Genomic DNA, 13676 nt, shown 5'->3' with positions numbered 1-13676 from the left:
CCGCAGGGGGAGCGGACATGGGGGAGACGCGTACGGACCGCCCGGCGGGCACCGCCGGCTACGGCGAGGAGGCCGAACGACTGGCGGCGCAGTACGAGGCCGTCACGTTCGCCGAGGTCCACCGCGAGGCCCTGCACCTGTTCCCGCCCGCGCCCGCCGACGTCCTCGACATCGGCGCCGGCAGCGGACGCGACGCCGCCGCGCTGGCCGCCCTCGGCCACCGCGTGGTCGCCGCCGAACCCACCGCCGAACTGCGCCGGATCGGCGAGCACCTGCACGCCGGCAGCGGCGTCCGCTGGACGGACGACGCCCTGCCCGCCCTGCCCCGGCTCGGCGCGGCGGGCGCGCGCTTCGACGTCGTCCTGCTGACCGCGGTCTGGATGCACCTGGCCCCCGACCAGCGCCCCCGGGCCATGGACGCCCTCGCCGGCCTGCTCGCACCCGCCGGCCGCCTCTTCCTCACCGTGCGCCACGGCCCCGTCCCGCCGGGCCGCCGGATGTACGACGTCCCGGCCGACGAGACCCTCGCGCTCGCCCGCACCCGCGGCCTGCACCCCCTGCTGCACACCGAACGCCGCGACCTGCACGGCCGCTCCGACGTCCACTGGACCGTCCTGGTCCTCTCGTTCAGCTCGTGAAGCCCCCGTTGCTCGACAGCAGCTGGCCGTTGACCCACTGACCCTGCGGGGAGCAGAGGAAGGCGACGAGGTTCGCGGTGTCCTCGGGCGTGCCGAGCCGACCGAGCGGCGTACGGCCGAGGACCTCCGTCCGCACCTCGTCCGTCATCCAGCCCGTGTCCACCGGGCCCGGGTTGACCGCATTGGCCGTCACCCCCAGGTGGGCGAGTTCCTGCGCGGCGGCGAGGGTGATCCGGTCGAGCGCCCCCTTGCTCGCGCCGTACGGCAGGTTGCCCGCCGTGTGGTCGCTGGTGAGCGCGACGATCCGGCCGCTGCCGGCCGCCCCGGCGAACCGGCGCCCGTACTCCCGGATCAGCAGCCAACTCGCCCGCGCGTTGACCGCGAAGTGGCGGTCGAAGCTCTCCACCGTGGTGTCGAGGAGGCCGGAGTCCACCGACTCGCAGTGGCACAGGACCAGAGCCGTCACACCTCCGAGCCGACGTTCCACCTCGTCGAACACCCGCCCCGGAGCCTCCGGTTCGGCCAGGTCCGCCTCCACCTCCGCGCTCGCCGCCCCCGGTCGGCGAGCGCCCGCGCGACAGCTCCGGCGGCGACCGCCTCGGCGCCCCAGGCCATCCGGCGGTCGTAGGGCGTCCAGTGGGTGAAGCCGACATCCCAGCCCGACTCGGCGAGCCGCCGCGCGATCCCGGCACCGATCCCGACCGTCCGCCCGACCCCGGTGACCAGCGCGACCGGCCGGGCGGCGGGGAGGTGAGGGGGTCTCTGGTCGATCGCCATGGCAGCGATCGTCGACCGGCCATGACGTGACGTCAAATCAATTGCGGGGAAGCGGTTCCGGAGGCCGGTCGCCGTCACGTCCGAGCACGCCGGAGGTCTGCGCGCGCGGCCACGTGACGACCGGGCCGGCGGCCGCTGCGGATGATCCGCAGCGGCCGCCGGCTCCGGGCGACGGGTCGTCGGCCGGGTGCGCCTAGATGCTGGTGAGGCTGACGCTCTCGAAGCCGGGCTTCGGGCCGGCCGTCGCCGGCTGCGGGATCGACGGCACGATCGAGACGGTGAGCGGGCCGTCCGGCAGCAGGCCCTGCTCCGTCAGCCGCTGGACCTGCTCGGTGACGTCGTAGCTGGCGTCGTGGCCACCGGCCCCGGCCATGCCGAAGAAGGAGATCCAGCCGACGAAGTAGGGGCCTTCCGGGTCGAGGTCGCCGTCGGGGCCGTTGAGGAAGACGTGGAACGGTGTCCCCGGCGGCATGGTGGTGTGCACGTTGTGCACGGTGAGGATGAGGTTGGTCTGCGGCTCGTCGGCGGCGGCGAGCGAGCGCAGGGCCCCCTGGACGCCGCTCGGCTCCAGGGACACCGTGGTCGCCGCCTGGACGTCGAGCGGCTGGCGCGGGTTGGCGGCGGAGGCCGCCAGGACCCGTGCGCCCGCCTGCGGGGCCGTGGCCGGGGGGACGATCGGCGGGCGGGTGCCCGCCCCGTCGGTCAGCGACGCGTACGAGTAGTTCTGCGCGTCGCTCAGGACCACCTTGCCGGTGGTCCGCTTCTCCTGCCCGTCCTCGTCGAAGAAGATGAACTCGTGGTCCAGCCAGGACGTGTGGTCCGGGTTCAGGTTCCCCTTCGCCAGCCAGCCCGACCAGAGGCGGTCGATGTTGGAGTGGTGCAGCCAGAAGATCGGATCACGGGCGGAGCCCTCCACCCGGCCCATCCAGCCGCCCACACCGCCGTGGACCTGGTTGTGCGGGACGTTCTCCAGCTCGCCGAAGCCGCGCTGGAAGTGGGGCATGACGGTGTAGCTGATCTCGCTGCCGAAGGTCGGCTGGACCGTCGACCGGCTCTTCGTGGCGGAGAAGATCGTCTCGCTCATCGCCGTGAAGGGATTGAGGTCCGAGTAGCGGAGGATCTGGACGGCGGAGTTCTTCCCCTTGAAACGATGCGGGGTCTGCCAGAACTCGTCCTCGGTCGTCGGCTCCAGGTCGTCCCGGAGGAAGAGCGGATTGTCGACCGTGAGGGCGGTGCCGCCCGGGCGGTCGGGCATCTTCGGATTGCGGAAGGCCGCCGGAAGCGCGCGCGAGGTGAACGTCGGGGGCGGGGTCCTGGTGGGCGTGTCCAGCGCGTAGTCCCAGTAGGGCAGGGCCCAGGTCGTGGAGGGGTCGGGGGTGATGTTCTCCTCGGTGGCGATCTCCTTGATGGTGGCCCGGATGATCCGCTCGAAGTACCAGAGGTAGCCCCGGTGCCACGGCAGGAAGAACCAGCCGCCGTGCGGACACTGGCTGAAGGCCTCGTGCGTCTGCGTGACGGTGGGCGGGATGCCGTGGATGCAGCCCTGGAAGACCCAGCTGGTCGGGTCGGTCGGTGGCCGCTGCTGCATCCTCCCCACGGCCCGGGCGTACCAGTACAGGACCGGATCCCACTCGGTCATCTTGCTCGCGTCTCGTCGCACGAACGTACCGTTCGACATGTCACTCCTGGGTTCGGGCGGGACACCCTCGTCGGGCGCCCCGGATTCCTACCGGCGGCGACGGCCGCCGCACATGCGTTTCGCCTGCGGACGTTCGGAAGGGTGAACCGCGCGCGCTGTCCGGACGCGCAGCGCCGACGGAGCGGGGTGGGCGCAGGACCCTGGAACGAGGTGCTCGATCCGCCTCACCTTGTCCAGGAGGGACGACATGAACGTCATGGAGTTGACCGGCACGTACACGTACCGGAGCTTTCTCGAGGTGCCGGAACCCGTCGACGACTTCAACCAGCTCCGGTTCGCCCAGGCGGAGCTGAGGCTGACGGCCGAACCGGACGGCTCGGTCAACGGCGAGCTGATCCTCTCGGATCCGGGGGCGGAGCCGTTGATCGTCATGGATATGACGGGGAGGGCGAAGGCCTCGTCCCGCGCCTCGTTCACCCTGAGCGGCCGGGGCCGGCCGCCCATCGCGGACTTCCACTACGAGTACGACGGCGTCGTCCTGCGCCACTGGGAGACCGGGATCGGCCAGCGGATGGTCCTCGCCGGGACGGTGCTGCGGGCGGAGCCCCACGGGGGCGCGCCCGCCGGGAAGACCGCGAGCTTCCTCGCGGTTCGGCGCGACGACGCGTGACCCGGTCGACGGACGGCCCGCCGTCGGCCCGTGCCGAGCAGCGCGGAGACCACACCGACCGGCCTCACCGTGCGCCGCACGGCAGCCAGGTCGGCTGAGGCCGGGGCGGGCGAGTTCGGCGGGGCCGGTCCGCGGACGCGGGTCGGCCCCGCTCCGGTCGGACCGGTCCCCGGCCGCGGCGCCCCGCGACGGCGGGGGCGCGGTGGCCGCGCAGCAGCCGGTCGGCGCGATCAGCAGGACGGTGGCGATCACGGGCTCTTGCACGGGAATCCCCGTTCCGGTGGCCGTACCCCCGTTCTCCAAGGTAGGCCGGGGTTCCGCGGGGCGCGCGGGGAGCCCGGCCGGGCGCGTCGGCGGTCACCCTCCGTCGCCGCGGCCGCGGCAACGGGGAGTGACCAGAACTGCGGCACGTCACAACTGACGAACAGTCGACGTGCCTCGGAGGTTCGGAGCGGGCCCGGCCCCGGCGTGCGGTCGGCCGATCCGCCGTCAGCTCATGGCGAGCAGCATGTAGAACATGCCCACCGCCATCACCGTGCGTCGCGCGGCGACCAGACCGGTCGAGGCCAGGGAGGACGGGGTCAGGGTGGCGGGTCCGCCGGCGCGGGTGGGCCCGGCGTCGGTGGCCGGGCGCGGGAGCAACGAGCCGGCGCCGCGGACGGCGTAGCCCAGGAAGTACGCGGCCAGGGCGAGCAGCGCCCACTGCGGCACGGCGGAACCGACGCCCCCGTGGGCGGCACCGCCACCGGCGTGCTGGTGCGCCGGTGCCGCGCACAGCACCAGCGCGGCCATCGCGGCCGCGCTGAGGACGTGGTGGGGGTAGTGGCTCCAGCCGCCCGCGAACGCCGAGCGGGGATGGCGGCACAGCCGCCTCACCAGGAGGAGCGCCGGCCGGACCACCGAAGCGGCGAGCAGGGCCGCCCACAGGGCGGGTGGCAGGGGGTCGAACGCCGGTGCCATCATCCCGACCATGGCGAGCGCCATGACGATCTCGGTCGGCTCCAGCCGACGGTCCGGGCAGCCACGGCCCACGACGACGAGGACGCAGTGGACCGTGCAGCAGCCGGTCAGGGCGATCAGCAGGGCGGTGGCGATCACGGGTTCATGCACGGGAACCCCCGTTCCACGGGCGCGCCCCGGCCCCGGTGGAGCCGGGTGACGTTCGGGCCGTCGGTGGGGCCCTTCGCCCGGTGAGCGCCCCGCGGGCTCCCTTTCCACGGTAGGCCGGGCCGCCGTACGACGCCCGGCGAGACCGGATGACCGGACGGGGCGGACCTCCGCCTGCGCGCGCCACGCAGGCGAGCACGTGGCGAGCGGGCGACCGGGCGACCGCTCAGCCCGCGGAATCCCGGCCCCGTCCACGCCGCCACCACCAGCCGCCGGCGGCAGCGGCGGCGAGCACGACGATGCCGACGGCGAGGGGGAGCGCGGGCGACGAGCCGCCGCCGTCACCGGCGGCGGCGGGTGACACGCTCGGTGCGGCGGTGCCTGCGGCCGCGGTGTCCGTGGGGCCGGTGCTCGGCGAGGCCGTGGACGGGGGGAGCGACGTGGCACCGGGCGACGCCGGCGCGAGCCTCAGGACGGGAGCCGGATGTGCCGGCTCCACGCCGTTCTGCGGTAGTTCGATCCAGCGGTCGATGTGGCCGTCGCCGTAGGTCTCCAACGTCTTGAAGACCACCTCGTCCGTGTTGGGCAACTGCCTGATCGTGATCTTGTGCACGACGTCCTGGCCCACCGCCAGCGCAGGCCCGCCGACCGTGTAGCCGTCCCCGGTGGCGGTGAACGTCCAGCCGGCCGGGGCGCCGGCGAGCGCCACGTCGCCCGGGGCGATCCCCTCGGGCAGGACGACCTGCACCTTCGTGAGACCCGCGGTGCCCGACTCCGCCTCACCGGTGAAGGCGACCGTCACATTCGTGGCCAGGGCCCGGGCGTCGTCCGACTCGACCTCGACGTGCGCGAGGGCCGAGGTGGCGGTCAGCGCGACCACGGCGGCCGCCGACGCGGCGGCGGTCGCGACGCGGGCGACAGCGCGTGAGCGGGACACGGACATGGCAACTCTCCCGTCCGACGGTGGCCGCTCCCGGCACGACCACGACCCGGCCATCGTGCACCAGCCGGGCCCGCGCCGCTCATGGGGCCGCGGCCGAATCGCCCTCGGTGTCGGCGGTCGGGGAGAGTGGGGGCGGCCCGGGGTGGCGCGCGGGATGCGGATCCTGTCCGGGACCTGGGCGAACGCGGTGGCGCCGCACGATCGACAGCGGCAGGCCCCGGCCGCCGACGACGAGGTAGATCTTGGGGAGGTGTACGCGTCCCTTGCGCGCAAGGACCAGCGTCAGGAGGCGGTTTGACATCCGCACGGGCCGGTGCTGGACGGGCGACGCAAGCCGATCCAGCAGATGGCCGACCGGCTGCCAGACGGGACCATGCAGGCCCGGCAGTAGTTCGTCAGCCAGTCGCCGTGGGACCACACACCGGTGCTGCGGCGGACTGCCGGGAAGACGACCGCCGCCATCCCGTCCGAGGCATGGGCGATCGACGACACCTCATTCCCGAAGGCCGACGACCAGCCCGTGCCCACCTCGCACCACTCCTGCGACGCACTGGCAAACGCTTGCCCTACCAGCCCGGGCTGAGCGCCCCTGCCGTCACCGAACGCGCGACCAACCCCGCGTGCACGGGGAGCAGATGAACGCGGCTGCCCGGTAGGAGAAGGGCGGGGGCCATCCCCGCGTGCGCGGGGAGCAGTTCACGGAGTATTCCCGCGCCTCCTCGGCCCGGGGGCCATCCCCGCGTGCGCGGGGAGCAGTCGAACTGCTCCATCGCGAATGAGCACGGGAAGGGGCCATCCCCGCGTGCGCGGGGAGCAGGGTGTCCTGATCGGCAGCTGTGACTACCGGCAGGGGCCATCCCCGCGTGCGCGGGGAGCAGTCGCGCTACCGTCCCGGCCTCGGCGCCCACGAGGGGCCATCCCCGCGTGCGCGGGGAGCAGTCCGGCTTGACCGGCTTCACGTAGCCGTCGGTGGGGCCATCCCCGCGTGCGCGGGGAGCAGGCCCCGGCGACGTGGGCGAAGGCGAACCCCGGGGGGCCATCCCCGCGTGCGCGGGGAGCAGGCGTCGAAGAATCCGCCCATTCCCTTCAGAATGGGGCCATCCCCGCGTGCGCGGGGAGCAGATGCTGCCGCCGCCCACGAAATCGGCATCGGCGGGGCCATCCCCGCGTGCGCGGGGAGCAGTTCTGAGCGTAGAGCTGAGCTGCGACGGACTTGGGGCCATCCCCGCGTGCGCGGGGAGCAGGAAGTACAGCACGGCCAGCTCACCGTGCTGCAGGGGCCATCCCCGCGTGCGCGGGGAGCAGGGTGTCCGCGGTGCGCTCGGCGGCGGCGGACAGGGGCCATCCCCGCGTGCGCGGGGAGCAGATCGTCAAGTCCGAGGGCGGGATGGGCAGTCAGGGGCCATCCCCGCGTGCGCGGGGAGCAGTAAGTGTCGGATCGAATGGGCTTTGAGCTGCGGGGGCCATCCCCGCGTGCGCGGGGAGCAGCGCTACGGCACCCGCGCCGGCCGCGCCGCCTGCCTCCGGCATTCGGGGCCATCCCCGCGTGCGCGGGGAGCAGCGGGTCTACGGCCGTGCGCGCTCCGACCGGGAGGGGCCATCCCCGCGTGCGCGGGGAGCAGGAGGGCCGAACCGTGCTGGACGTCTCCCGGTGGGGGCCATCCCCGCGTGCGCGGGGAGCAGCGTGCAGCCAATAGCCGCTCTGCCGGATCTCCAGGGGCCATCCCCGCGTGCGCGGGGAGCAGCCGCGGCACCTACCCCGGCACCGACCGGGAGGCGGGGCCATCCCCGCGTGCGCGGGGAGCAGTCCATAAGGTAACTCCCGTTCATGCCACCGGAGGGGCCATCCCCGCGTGCGCGGGGAGCAGACTCTGTGAGCTGGGTGTTTAGGCGCGGGGCGGGCGGGATTTTGCAACTTGTTGAGAGTCGGGCATTTCGGGCCTTTGGGGTACTCGTGGTGGGTGCGGGAGAAGCCTATCCAGGGGCGGTGGGGGTGGTGGCGGGAATACGGTGCTTGGGAAATCGGGGTGGCCGACTTTTCGTGCCGCATGAGGGGGCGGTGCACAGCATGTCGGCCGACGACGCGGGGCAGTTTTGGACCGTCAGGCGGTTCAGGTGAGGGTATCTCTGGTGGGGCCTCAGTACTGATGAGGTGAATGAGGCTCCGCCCGGCGGTGTGGTGACCGGTCGGACCGGATGCATGGGCGTGGCATGGTCGGATGCGAGGGCCTGGCAGATCTGTCCTCGGGCAGCGGGTTTGGCCCAAGTGTGCTGCACATCCACAGGGGCGAAGCCCGTTCATCCGAGACGGATCTGCCTCTCCATCAGCTGATGCGAAGCGAATGGCCAAGGCATAGTGACCGTGGCGCAAGCGGAACCGCGTGGCGCCGGTGCCGTTCGTCCGGCTGTGCGCGAGCAGGATCGACCTCTGTGGCCGGGGCAACTGCTCGCGGTGGGCGCGATAGCACCTGAAGGTGCTGAAGAGTCTGGTTGTGCCGTCGAGACGGGCCGGGTTCGCAATGGGCTCGGCGACGGCGACGCGGGCGGAGGAGGAATCCCTGGCGGGGTGCGGAGTCGCTGGTGTCGTCGGCCAGGTGGTCGGGCGCCGTCGGTCGGTCTCGGCCTTCTGTGCGGCCGGCGCCGACTGGGCCTCCCGGGATTCGTCGGGGCCGCCTTCCGCGAGCCGTGTGGCGAGTGCTGGGCCCACGGAGGCCGGGGCCCGCGATGGAGCGTCCAGTGGGCGATCGCGTCATGGACCGTGATCGTCAGCCGGCCGTCGCGCAGGTACCGGCTGCCGGCGCCGCCGTGCACGATGGCCGGCGGCGCCTACCGCCCATGCGCGCGGCAGGTCGGCGGAGTCGGCCTCGTCAGGCGCCTCGCCGACGATCGCGGCGCCCCGGGCACTGGCGGGGCCAAGCCGATGTCGACGGTTCCGTGCCGATCACGCCCGCGTGCCGGTGGGGCCCGGCGTGGGCGGTGGCCGCGTGGACGGCTACTCCGTGCCGTCGGCGGTGCGCGGCTCGGTGCGGCCGAACACCTTCGCGCTGTGGACGTCATAGGCGGCCAGGTGGGCCAGTGCCCCGCCGCGGCCGTAGGTGTGGTTGACGCGCGGCGCTCTCGCTCTTCCGGGGGCGAGCTGATGACGTACTCGTCCCAGCCGAGTGGGACGTCGCCCCAGGTGCGTGCATACAGGTCCAGCACCCGCTCGGCCTTGGCCTTGACGCCGGGCGGCGATGAAGATCCAGGAGCGGTGCTGCGAAGGCTTGAGCGCGTCCTCGGCCGGCCAGCGACGCACGGTGGAGGCCGACACGAACGCGGTGATGCGCCGCGCGACAGCCTCGCGGGCCGGCTCCGGGCAGGACCAACGGGACAGCGGCGCGCCGGTGTCGGCGGGCAGTTGGCAGGCCGGCGCCCTGACCTGGGCGGCTTGCAACGCGGTGAAGCGCCGTGGACGGCCCGGACGCTTGCGATCGGCCAGGCCGGCAAGGCCCAGCTCAGCGAATCGGCCCCGCCACTTGCGCGCACCGTGTCCAGATGTAGCCCCGTCTCCCGGGCGATGTGCGCGTTGGAGCGACCGCGCGCCGCATGCAGCACGACCTGGGCGCGTACCCGCAGTCGGTACTCGGTCTTGTGGCCGTAGGCGGCCTACTTCAACCGTACGCGTTCGGAAGCGGTCGGGGCTATCGGGCAGGCGGGCATCGCGGGCAGGCCGATCAGCAGAAGTGGATGGTCGGGCAGCCCGAGGGAGCCGCTCTCTCGGGCTACCCGGCCTCGGCGGTCACTCGCGAGGGTGGCAGCTCTGGCAGCCGGACCTGAGCGAAAAGGAGTCGCGTTCTCGGCGGATGTGCCGTTAGCGTGCGCCGCGTGGACGTTGAAGATCCCAAAGAGGTGGTCCGGCGAGGGTACGACCTGCTCTCGGAGCACTATGAGCGGGCATTCGGCAGCGAGACGAAGTACGGATCGTGGATCGAGGAGTTGCTCGGCCGGTTGCCGGAGACAGGCACCGTCTTGGACGTCGGGTGTGGCACCGGTGTCCCCGCGGCCCGGTCCTTGACCATGGCTGGTCACCGCGTGACGGGCGTCGACATCAGTGAGGTCCAGATCCGCAGGGCCCGCGAACTCGTGCCGGGCGCCGACTTCATCCGGGCTGACGCCACGACCTTGGAGTTCCCCGAGGAGAGCTTCGACGCCGTGGTCTGTCTGTATGCCCTGATCCATATTCCGGTGGAGGAACAGCCTGCCCTGCTGAGTCGGATCGCTTCCTGGCTGCGGCCCGGGGGCTGGTTTCTGGCCACCACCGGGCATCGGGCCTGGACCGGGACCGATGAGAATTGGCTCGGTGGCGGGGCGGCGATGTGGTGGAGTCACGCGGATGCCTCGACGAATCGCTCGTGGCTCGTGCGGGCCGGCTTCGACGTGGTTCACGAAGAGTTCGTGCCCGAGGGCGACAATGGCCATGTCCTGTTCTGGGCTCGGCGCTCCTTGGGATGACAGGGGCGGGAAGGAGCGGGGGCGTCGGGGCAGCTCCGATCGTGCGAGGTTCCGGATCGATGCGGACGGCCTGACGCCTTGATCGCCGGCTGGAGCCAGCTGTCCTTGCTTCACCGGGGTCACCGAAGTCGCTGCGGACACCGCTCCCGAATCTCTGATCCAGGACCCACGCATGATCTGACCTCACCTCACCCCGAGGAACTTCCGGGGTCGACCACCAAGGAGGGGGCAGGGGCGGCGGGGCCGCGAGGTGAAATCAGTAGACCGGTCTGCATATTCTTTGGGCGCACCGCCGAAGCGGCCGAGCGGCGGACCGGCGTCAGCGGGCGGGTTGCGGCACCCGGGCCGCCTTCGCCGTGATCAGGTGGCGTACGGCGTGGGACGCGTCGAGCAGCGGTTCCACGGAGCGGCGCACCTGGGCGAGCAGCACGGCGCCCTCCAGCAGGGCGAGAGCCTGCCCGGCGGCGACGTCCGCCTCGGCGGCCTCGAAGCCCTCGGCCGCCAGCCGCCGCGCGAGCACCCGCTGCCAGCCCGCGTACACCTCCGCGCAGACCAGGCGCAGGCTCTCGTTGCCGCCCGCGACCTCCAGGGCGACGGTCGCGATCGGGCAGCCCTTGGTGAAGCCGGACTCGGTGAGGCGGTCGGCGAAGGCCCGGGCCAGGGCGGTGAGCACGGTTGCCGTGTCGGCACCCTCGCGGGAGAGTGCGACGAGCCGGTCCTCGACCTCCTGGCCGGCCTGCGTGAGCGCGGCGGCGACCAACTGGTCCTTGCCCTCGGGGAAGTGGAAGTACAGCGACCCGCGGGGTGCGCCGCTCTGCGCCACGACCTGGTTGAGGCCCGTGCCGAAGTAGCCGTGCGCCTCGATCAGGCTCCGGGTGCCGGCGATCAGCCGGGCACGGGTCTCCTCGCCTTTGACTCCCATGCGGAAAACTGTAGACCGGTCTGCATATTTCTGTCGACGGGCTTTTGGTGGCGCCGGGTTGACGGTCCGACGGTTTCCGGGCCGGGCCTTGATCACATACGGTTCCGCGCATGACAAAGAGTCACCCGTCGACCTCCGCCCCGCAGTACGACCGCACGGGCCGCACCGGCCTGCTCGCCGCGCTGCTCGCGTCCGCACTGGGCGTCACCACCGTCGCGCTGACCGCCCAGCACGCGGCCTCCGCCGTCCCCGCCGCCTCCGCGACCCCCGCAGCGGCGCCCGCTGCGCCCGCCGCCCCCACCCCCGGCGAGGTCGTCGTCGACGAGAGCTTCAACGGCCCCGGCCTCCCCGCCGGCTGGACCGCCGTCGAAGGCGGCTGGAAGGTGGAGAACGGCCGCCTCGTCGGCGCCTCCACCGACTGGAACCAGCAGACCCGCATCACCTTCGGCCGCCACCTCACCGACTTCCGCATCGAGGTGACCGCCCGCTTCGAGACCGTCGTCGACGCCGCCCGCTGGACGGCACTCGGCCTGGACGTGCCGGCCAACGGCGCCACCCCGTGGTCGATCGCCACCATGCGCTCCGGCACCACCGCCGCCAACGGCCTGGAGTTCGCCCAGCGCACCCCCGCCGACACCTGGAACGTGACCAACACCGCCGTCGCCCCCTCCGCCGCGGGCACCGGCCGCGACGTCCGCATCGCCGCCGAGGTGCACGGCACCACCGCCCGCTGGATCTTCGACGGCCGGGAGGTGATGCGCACCACCCAGACCGCCCGCAGCGCCGACGGCGGCCAGGCCCTGCTGGTCAACGGCTCGCAGGTGTCCTTCGACGACCTCAAGGTCACCGCGCTCGCCCCGGGCGCCTTCATCCGCCGGCCGGGCGCGCCGCTCACCGTGTTCGCCCACCGCGGCGCCTCCTCCGCCGCGCCCGAGAACACCCTCCTGTCCGACGAGGTCGCCCGCCGGGCCGGCGCCGACTGGATCGAGAACGACGTCCAGCCCAGCCGGGACGGCGTGCCGTACGTCCTGCACGACGACACGGTGAACCGCACCACCAACGGCGCCGGCCGTATCCGCGACCTGACGTCCGCCCAACTGGACGGCCTGGACGCCGGCTCCTGGTTCGCCCCGGCCACGGCCGGCGCACGGGTGCCGAGCCTCGCCGCCCAACTGGACGACCTGCGCACTCGCGGCGGCAGTCTGCTGCTGGAGATCAAGGGCCCGCACACCCGCGACGAGGTCGCCCGCATCGTCAAGGACGTCCGCGACCACGGCATGACCGGCCGGGTCCTCGTCCAGAGCTTCGAGGTCGACGCCCTGCGCCACACCCGCGAACTCGCCCCCGACCTGCCGCTCGCTCTGCTGCGCGCCGACCTCGACGCCGACCCGGTGGCGGTCGCCCGCGACCTCGGCCTGTCGGCCTACAACCCCGCCGACGCCGCCCTCGCGGCCCGCCCCGGTGTGATCGAGGCCCTGCACGCGGCCGGCGTCGCCGTCAATGTCTGGACCGTCGACACCGCCGCCCGCTGGAAGGCCCTGGACGCCGCCGGCGTCGACGGCGTCATCACCAACCGCCCCGCCGAGCTGGCCGGTTGGCTCTCCGCCCGCCAGTAGCCGCAGACTGCGCGGGCACACACGCCGGCCCGGCCCTCGCACGGGGGCCGGGCCGGCGCCACGGTTCAGAGCCGGGAACGACAGCCGCGACGACCGGCCGGACGCCCGACGGGCGGCTCACGGTCGACTTCCACGCCCGGCAGGCCGTGGCCGACGGCCGGGCCACCGACCTGACCTACGGCGACTGCGGGTTCCTGCTCGGGCTCATCGAACACGGCGAGGACTTCCGCGATGCCGGGGATCTCGGCGTCCGGGTCCGGAACCACCGCCGGCTCTCCGAGCGCAAGCTCGGCGTGCACCTCGCCCACCTGCGCGCGACGCCGGGCCGGGACCGGGTCGTCCCCCGCTCCCGGGAGCCACACCGGGGATCACCTTCCGAGCCGCTTCCCGAGCTACGCCCTCGGGCGGAGCCAATTCGGTCCAGCGAATCGTGAGATCGACTTCAACCGCCGGTGCCCGGCGACTATCCTCGCCCTGCGGCGCACCGAAGTGCGCCCGGAACGTTGATCGCCCGGGGTGGGGGAAACAGTGGGGGAAAACATGGCGGACGAGCCGGCGATCGCCGAGCCGGACTCCCTGGAGTTCTGGGTGACCGAGGACGAGGAGGCGGACGGCGACACGATGGGCGTCTTCGGCCGCGACCGCGAGGCCGTGCTGCGCCGGGTCCCGCTCGGCGCGCTGCGCAAGAACCTCACGGAGACCGTCGACGCGCTCCAGGCGCTGTTCGAGCAGATCGCCGAGCGCGGCGGCCCGATGCCGCTCAAGGAGGTGCAGTTGAGCTTCCAGGTCTCCGCCTCCGGCGGCGTCCAGCTGATCGGCAGCTCCCAGGTGCAGGGGACGCGCGGTATCACCTTCGTCTTCGGACACTGACGC

The 13676-nt window shown here is 73.1% G+C and carries 11 protein-coding genes, 2 pseudogenes and 1 CRISPR repeat array; of the genes and pseudogenes, 6 read left to right on the top strand and 7 right to left on the bottom strand.

Going from position 1 to position 13676, the window contains the following annotated elements:
* Positions 1–17: 17 nt before the first annotated feature.
* Complete coding sequence (locus ACFCLZ_RS03800; protein ID WP_380283203.1) at positions 18–638, top strand: class I SAM-dependent methyltransferase; 621 nt, start codon at positions 18–20, stop codon at positions 636–638.
* Here ACFCLZ_RS03800 and ACFCLZ_RS03795 read toward each other — a convergent pair.
* Positions 628–1415 (bottom strand): annotated as a pseudogene (locus tag ACFCLZ_RS03795) (SDR family oxidoreductase). The gene ACFCLZ_RS03800 and the pseudogene ACFCLZ_RS03795 sit on opposite strands and share 11 nt — an antisense overlap.
* A 193-nt stretch (positions 1416–1608) precedes the next feature.
* The gene (locus ACFCLZ_RS03790; protein ID WP_380283202.1) at positions 1609–3093 is read right to left on the bottom strand and encodes a tyrosinase family protein; all 1485 of its coding nucleotides are present in this window, start codon (positions 3091–3093) and stop codon (positions 1609–1611) included.
* Between the two features lie 208 nt (positions 3094–3301).
* Between ACFCLZ_RS03790 and ACFCLZ_RS03785 the strand changes: the two genes are divergently transcribed.
* On the top strand, positions 3302–3724 hold the full coding sequence (locus ACFCLZ_RS03785) for a hypothetical protein (protein ID WP_380283201.1): 423 nt from the start codon (positions 3302–3304) through the stop codon (positions 3722–3724).
* 489 nt (positions 3725–4213) lie between these two features.
* On the opposite strand, the gene ACFCLZ_RS03780 is transcribed toward ACFCLZ_RS03785, so the two are convergent.
* Together ACFCLZ_RS03780 and ACFCLZ_RS03775 are read right to left on the bottom strand one after the other, a co-directional pair.
* The gene (locus ACFCLZ_RS03780; RefSeq protein ID WP_380283200.1) at positions 4214–4834 is read right to left on the bottom strand and encodes a DUF5134 domain-containing protein; all 621 of its coding nucleotides are present in this window, start codon (positions 4832–4834) and stop codon (positions 4214–4216) included.
* A gap of 223 nt (positions 4835–5057) precedes the next feature.
* Positions 5058–5774: a DUF1775 domain-containing protein gene (locus tag ACFCLZ_RS03775; RefSeq protein ID WP_380283199.1), complete on the bottom strand. Its 717-nt coding sequence runs from the start codon at positions 5772–5774 to the stop codon at positions 5058–5060.
* Between the two features lie 403 nt (positions 5775–6177).
* Between ACFCLZ_RS03775 and ACFCLZ_RS03770 the strand changes: the two are divergent.
* A pseudogene (locus ACFCLZ_RS03770) lies at positions 6178–6357 on the top strand (hypothetical protein); the annotation flags it as partial.
* Positions 6358–6380: 23 nt separating this feature from the next.
* A CRISPR array of direct repeats spans positions 6381–7642; the repeat unit is 29 nt; unit sequence GGGGCCATCCCCGCGTGCGCGGGGAGCAG.
* Positions 7643–8766: 1124 nt separating this feature from the next.
* Here the strand turns inward: ACFCLZ_RS03770 and ACFCLZ_RS03765 are convergent.
* The gene (locus ACFCLZ_RS03765; RefSeq protein WP_380286427.1) at positions 8767–9252 is read right to left on the bottom strand and encodes a helix-turn-helix domain-containing protein; all 486 of its coding nucleotides are present in this window, start codon (positions 9250–9252) and stop codon (positions 8767–8769) included.
* 386 nt (positions 9253–9638) lie between these two features.
* Here ACFCLZ_RS03765 and ACFCLZ_RS03760 point away from each other — a divergent pair, with 386 nt between their 5' ends.
* Positions 9639–10265 (top strand): class I SAM-dependent methyltransferase, encoded by a 627-nt coding sequence (locus ACFCLZ_RS03760; RefSeq protein WP_380283198.1) that lies wholly within the window; start codon positions 9639–9641, stop codon positions 10263–10265.
* A gap of 319 nt (positions 10266–10584) precedes the next feature.
* Here the strand turns inward: ACFCLZ_RS03760 and ACFCLZ_RS03755 are convergent, their stop codons facing one another.
* Complete coding sequence (locus ACFCLZ_RS03755) at positions 10585–11187, bottom strand: TetR/AcrR family transcriptional regulator (protein WP_380283197.1); 603 nt, start codon at positions 11185–11187, stop codon at positions 10585–10587.
* Between the two features lie 110 nt (positions 11188–11297).
* Between ACFCLZ_RS03755 and ACFCLZ_RS03750 the strand changes: the two genes are divergently transcribed.
* Positions 11298–12803 carry a glycerophosphodiester phosphodiesterase gene (locus ACFCLZ_RS03750; protein ID WP_380283196.1) on the top strand — a complete coding sequence of 502 codons (1506 nt, stop codon included), beginning with the start codon at positions 11298–11300 and terminating at the stop codon, positions 12801–12803.
* Positions 12804–12868: 65 nt separating this feature from the next.
* Here ACFCLZ_RS03750 and ACFCLZ_RS03745 read toward each other — a convergent pair whose 3' ends face one another.
* The gene (locus ACFCLZ_RS03745) at positions 12869–13102 is read right to left on the bottom strand and encodes a hypothetical protein (protein ID WP_380283195.1); all 234 of its coding nucleotides are present in this window, start codon (positions 13100–13102) and stop codon (positions 12869–12871) included.
* Positions 13103–13343: 241 nt separating this feature from the next.
* Between ACFCLZ_RS03745 and ACFCLZ_RS03740 the strand changes: the two genes are divergently transcribed.
* Positions 13344–13673, top strand: coding sequence for a hypothetical protein (locus ACFCLZ_RS03740; RefSeq protein WP_380283194.1), 330 nt, complete (start codon positions 13344–13346; stop codon positions 13671–13673).
* Positions 13674–13676 lie beyond the last annotated feature (3 nt).

Source organism: Kitasatospora purpeofusca (assembly GCF_042691725.1).
GTDB lineage: Bacteria > Actinomycetota > Actinomycetes > Streptomycetales > Streptomycetaceae > Kitasatospora > Kitasatospora purpeofusca_B.
This window is presented reverse-complemented; position numbering and strand designations above follow the sequence as displayed.

Bases quoted from the DNA above. Each gene is read 5' to 3' on its own strand.
- ACFCLZ_RS03785 (WP_380283201.1), top strand. From the start codon at position 3,302: ATGAACGTCATGGAGTTGACCGGCACGTACACGTACCGGAGCTTTCTC.
- ACFCLZ_RS03755 (WP_380283197.1), bottom strand. From the start codon at position 11,187: ATGGGAGTCAAAGGCGAGGAGACCCGTGCCCGGCTGATCGCCGGCACC.
- ACFCLZ_RS03800 (WP_380283203.1), top strand. From the start codon at position 18: ATGGGGGAGACGCGTACGGACCGCCCGGCGGGCACCGCCGGCTACGGC.
- ACFCLZ_RS03775 (WP_380283199.1), bottom strand. From the start codon at position 5,774: ATGTCCGTGTCCCGCTCACGCGCTGTCGCCCGCGTCGCGACCGCCGCC.
- ACFCLZ_RS03790 (WP_380283202.1), bottom strand. From the start codon at position 3,093: ATGTCGAACGGTACGTTCGTGCGACGAGACGCGAGCAAGATGACCGAG.
- ACFCLZ_RS03740 (WP_380283194.1), top strand. From the start codon at position 13,344: ATGGCGGACGAGCCGGCGATCGCCGAGCCGGACTCCCTGGAGTTCTGG.
- ACFCLZ_RS03750 (WP_380283196.1), top strand. From the start codon at position 11,298: ATGACAAAGAGTCACCCGTCGACCTCCGCCCCGCAGTACGACCGCACG.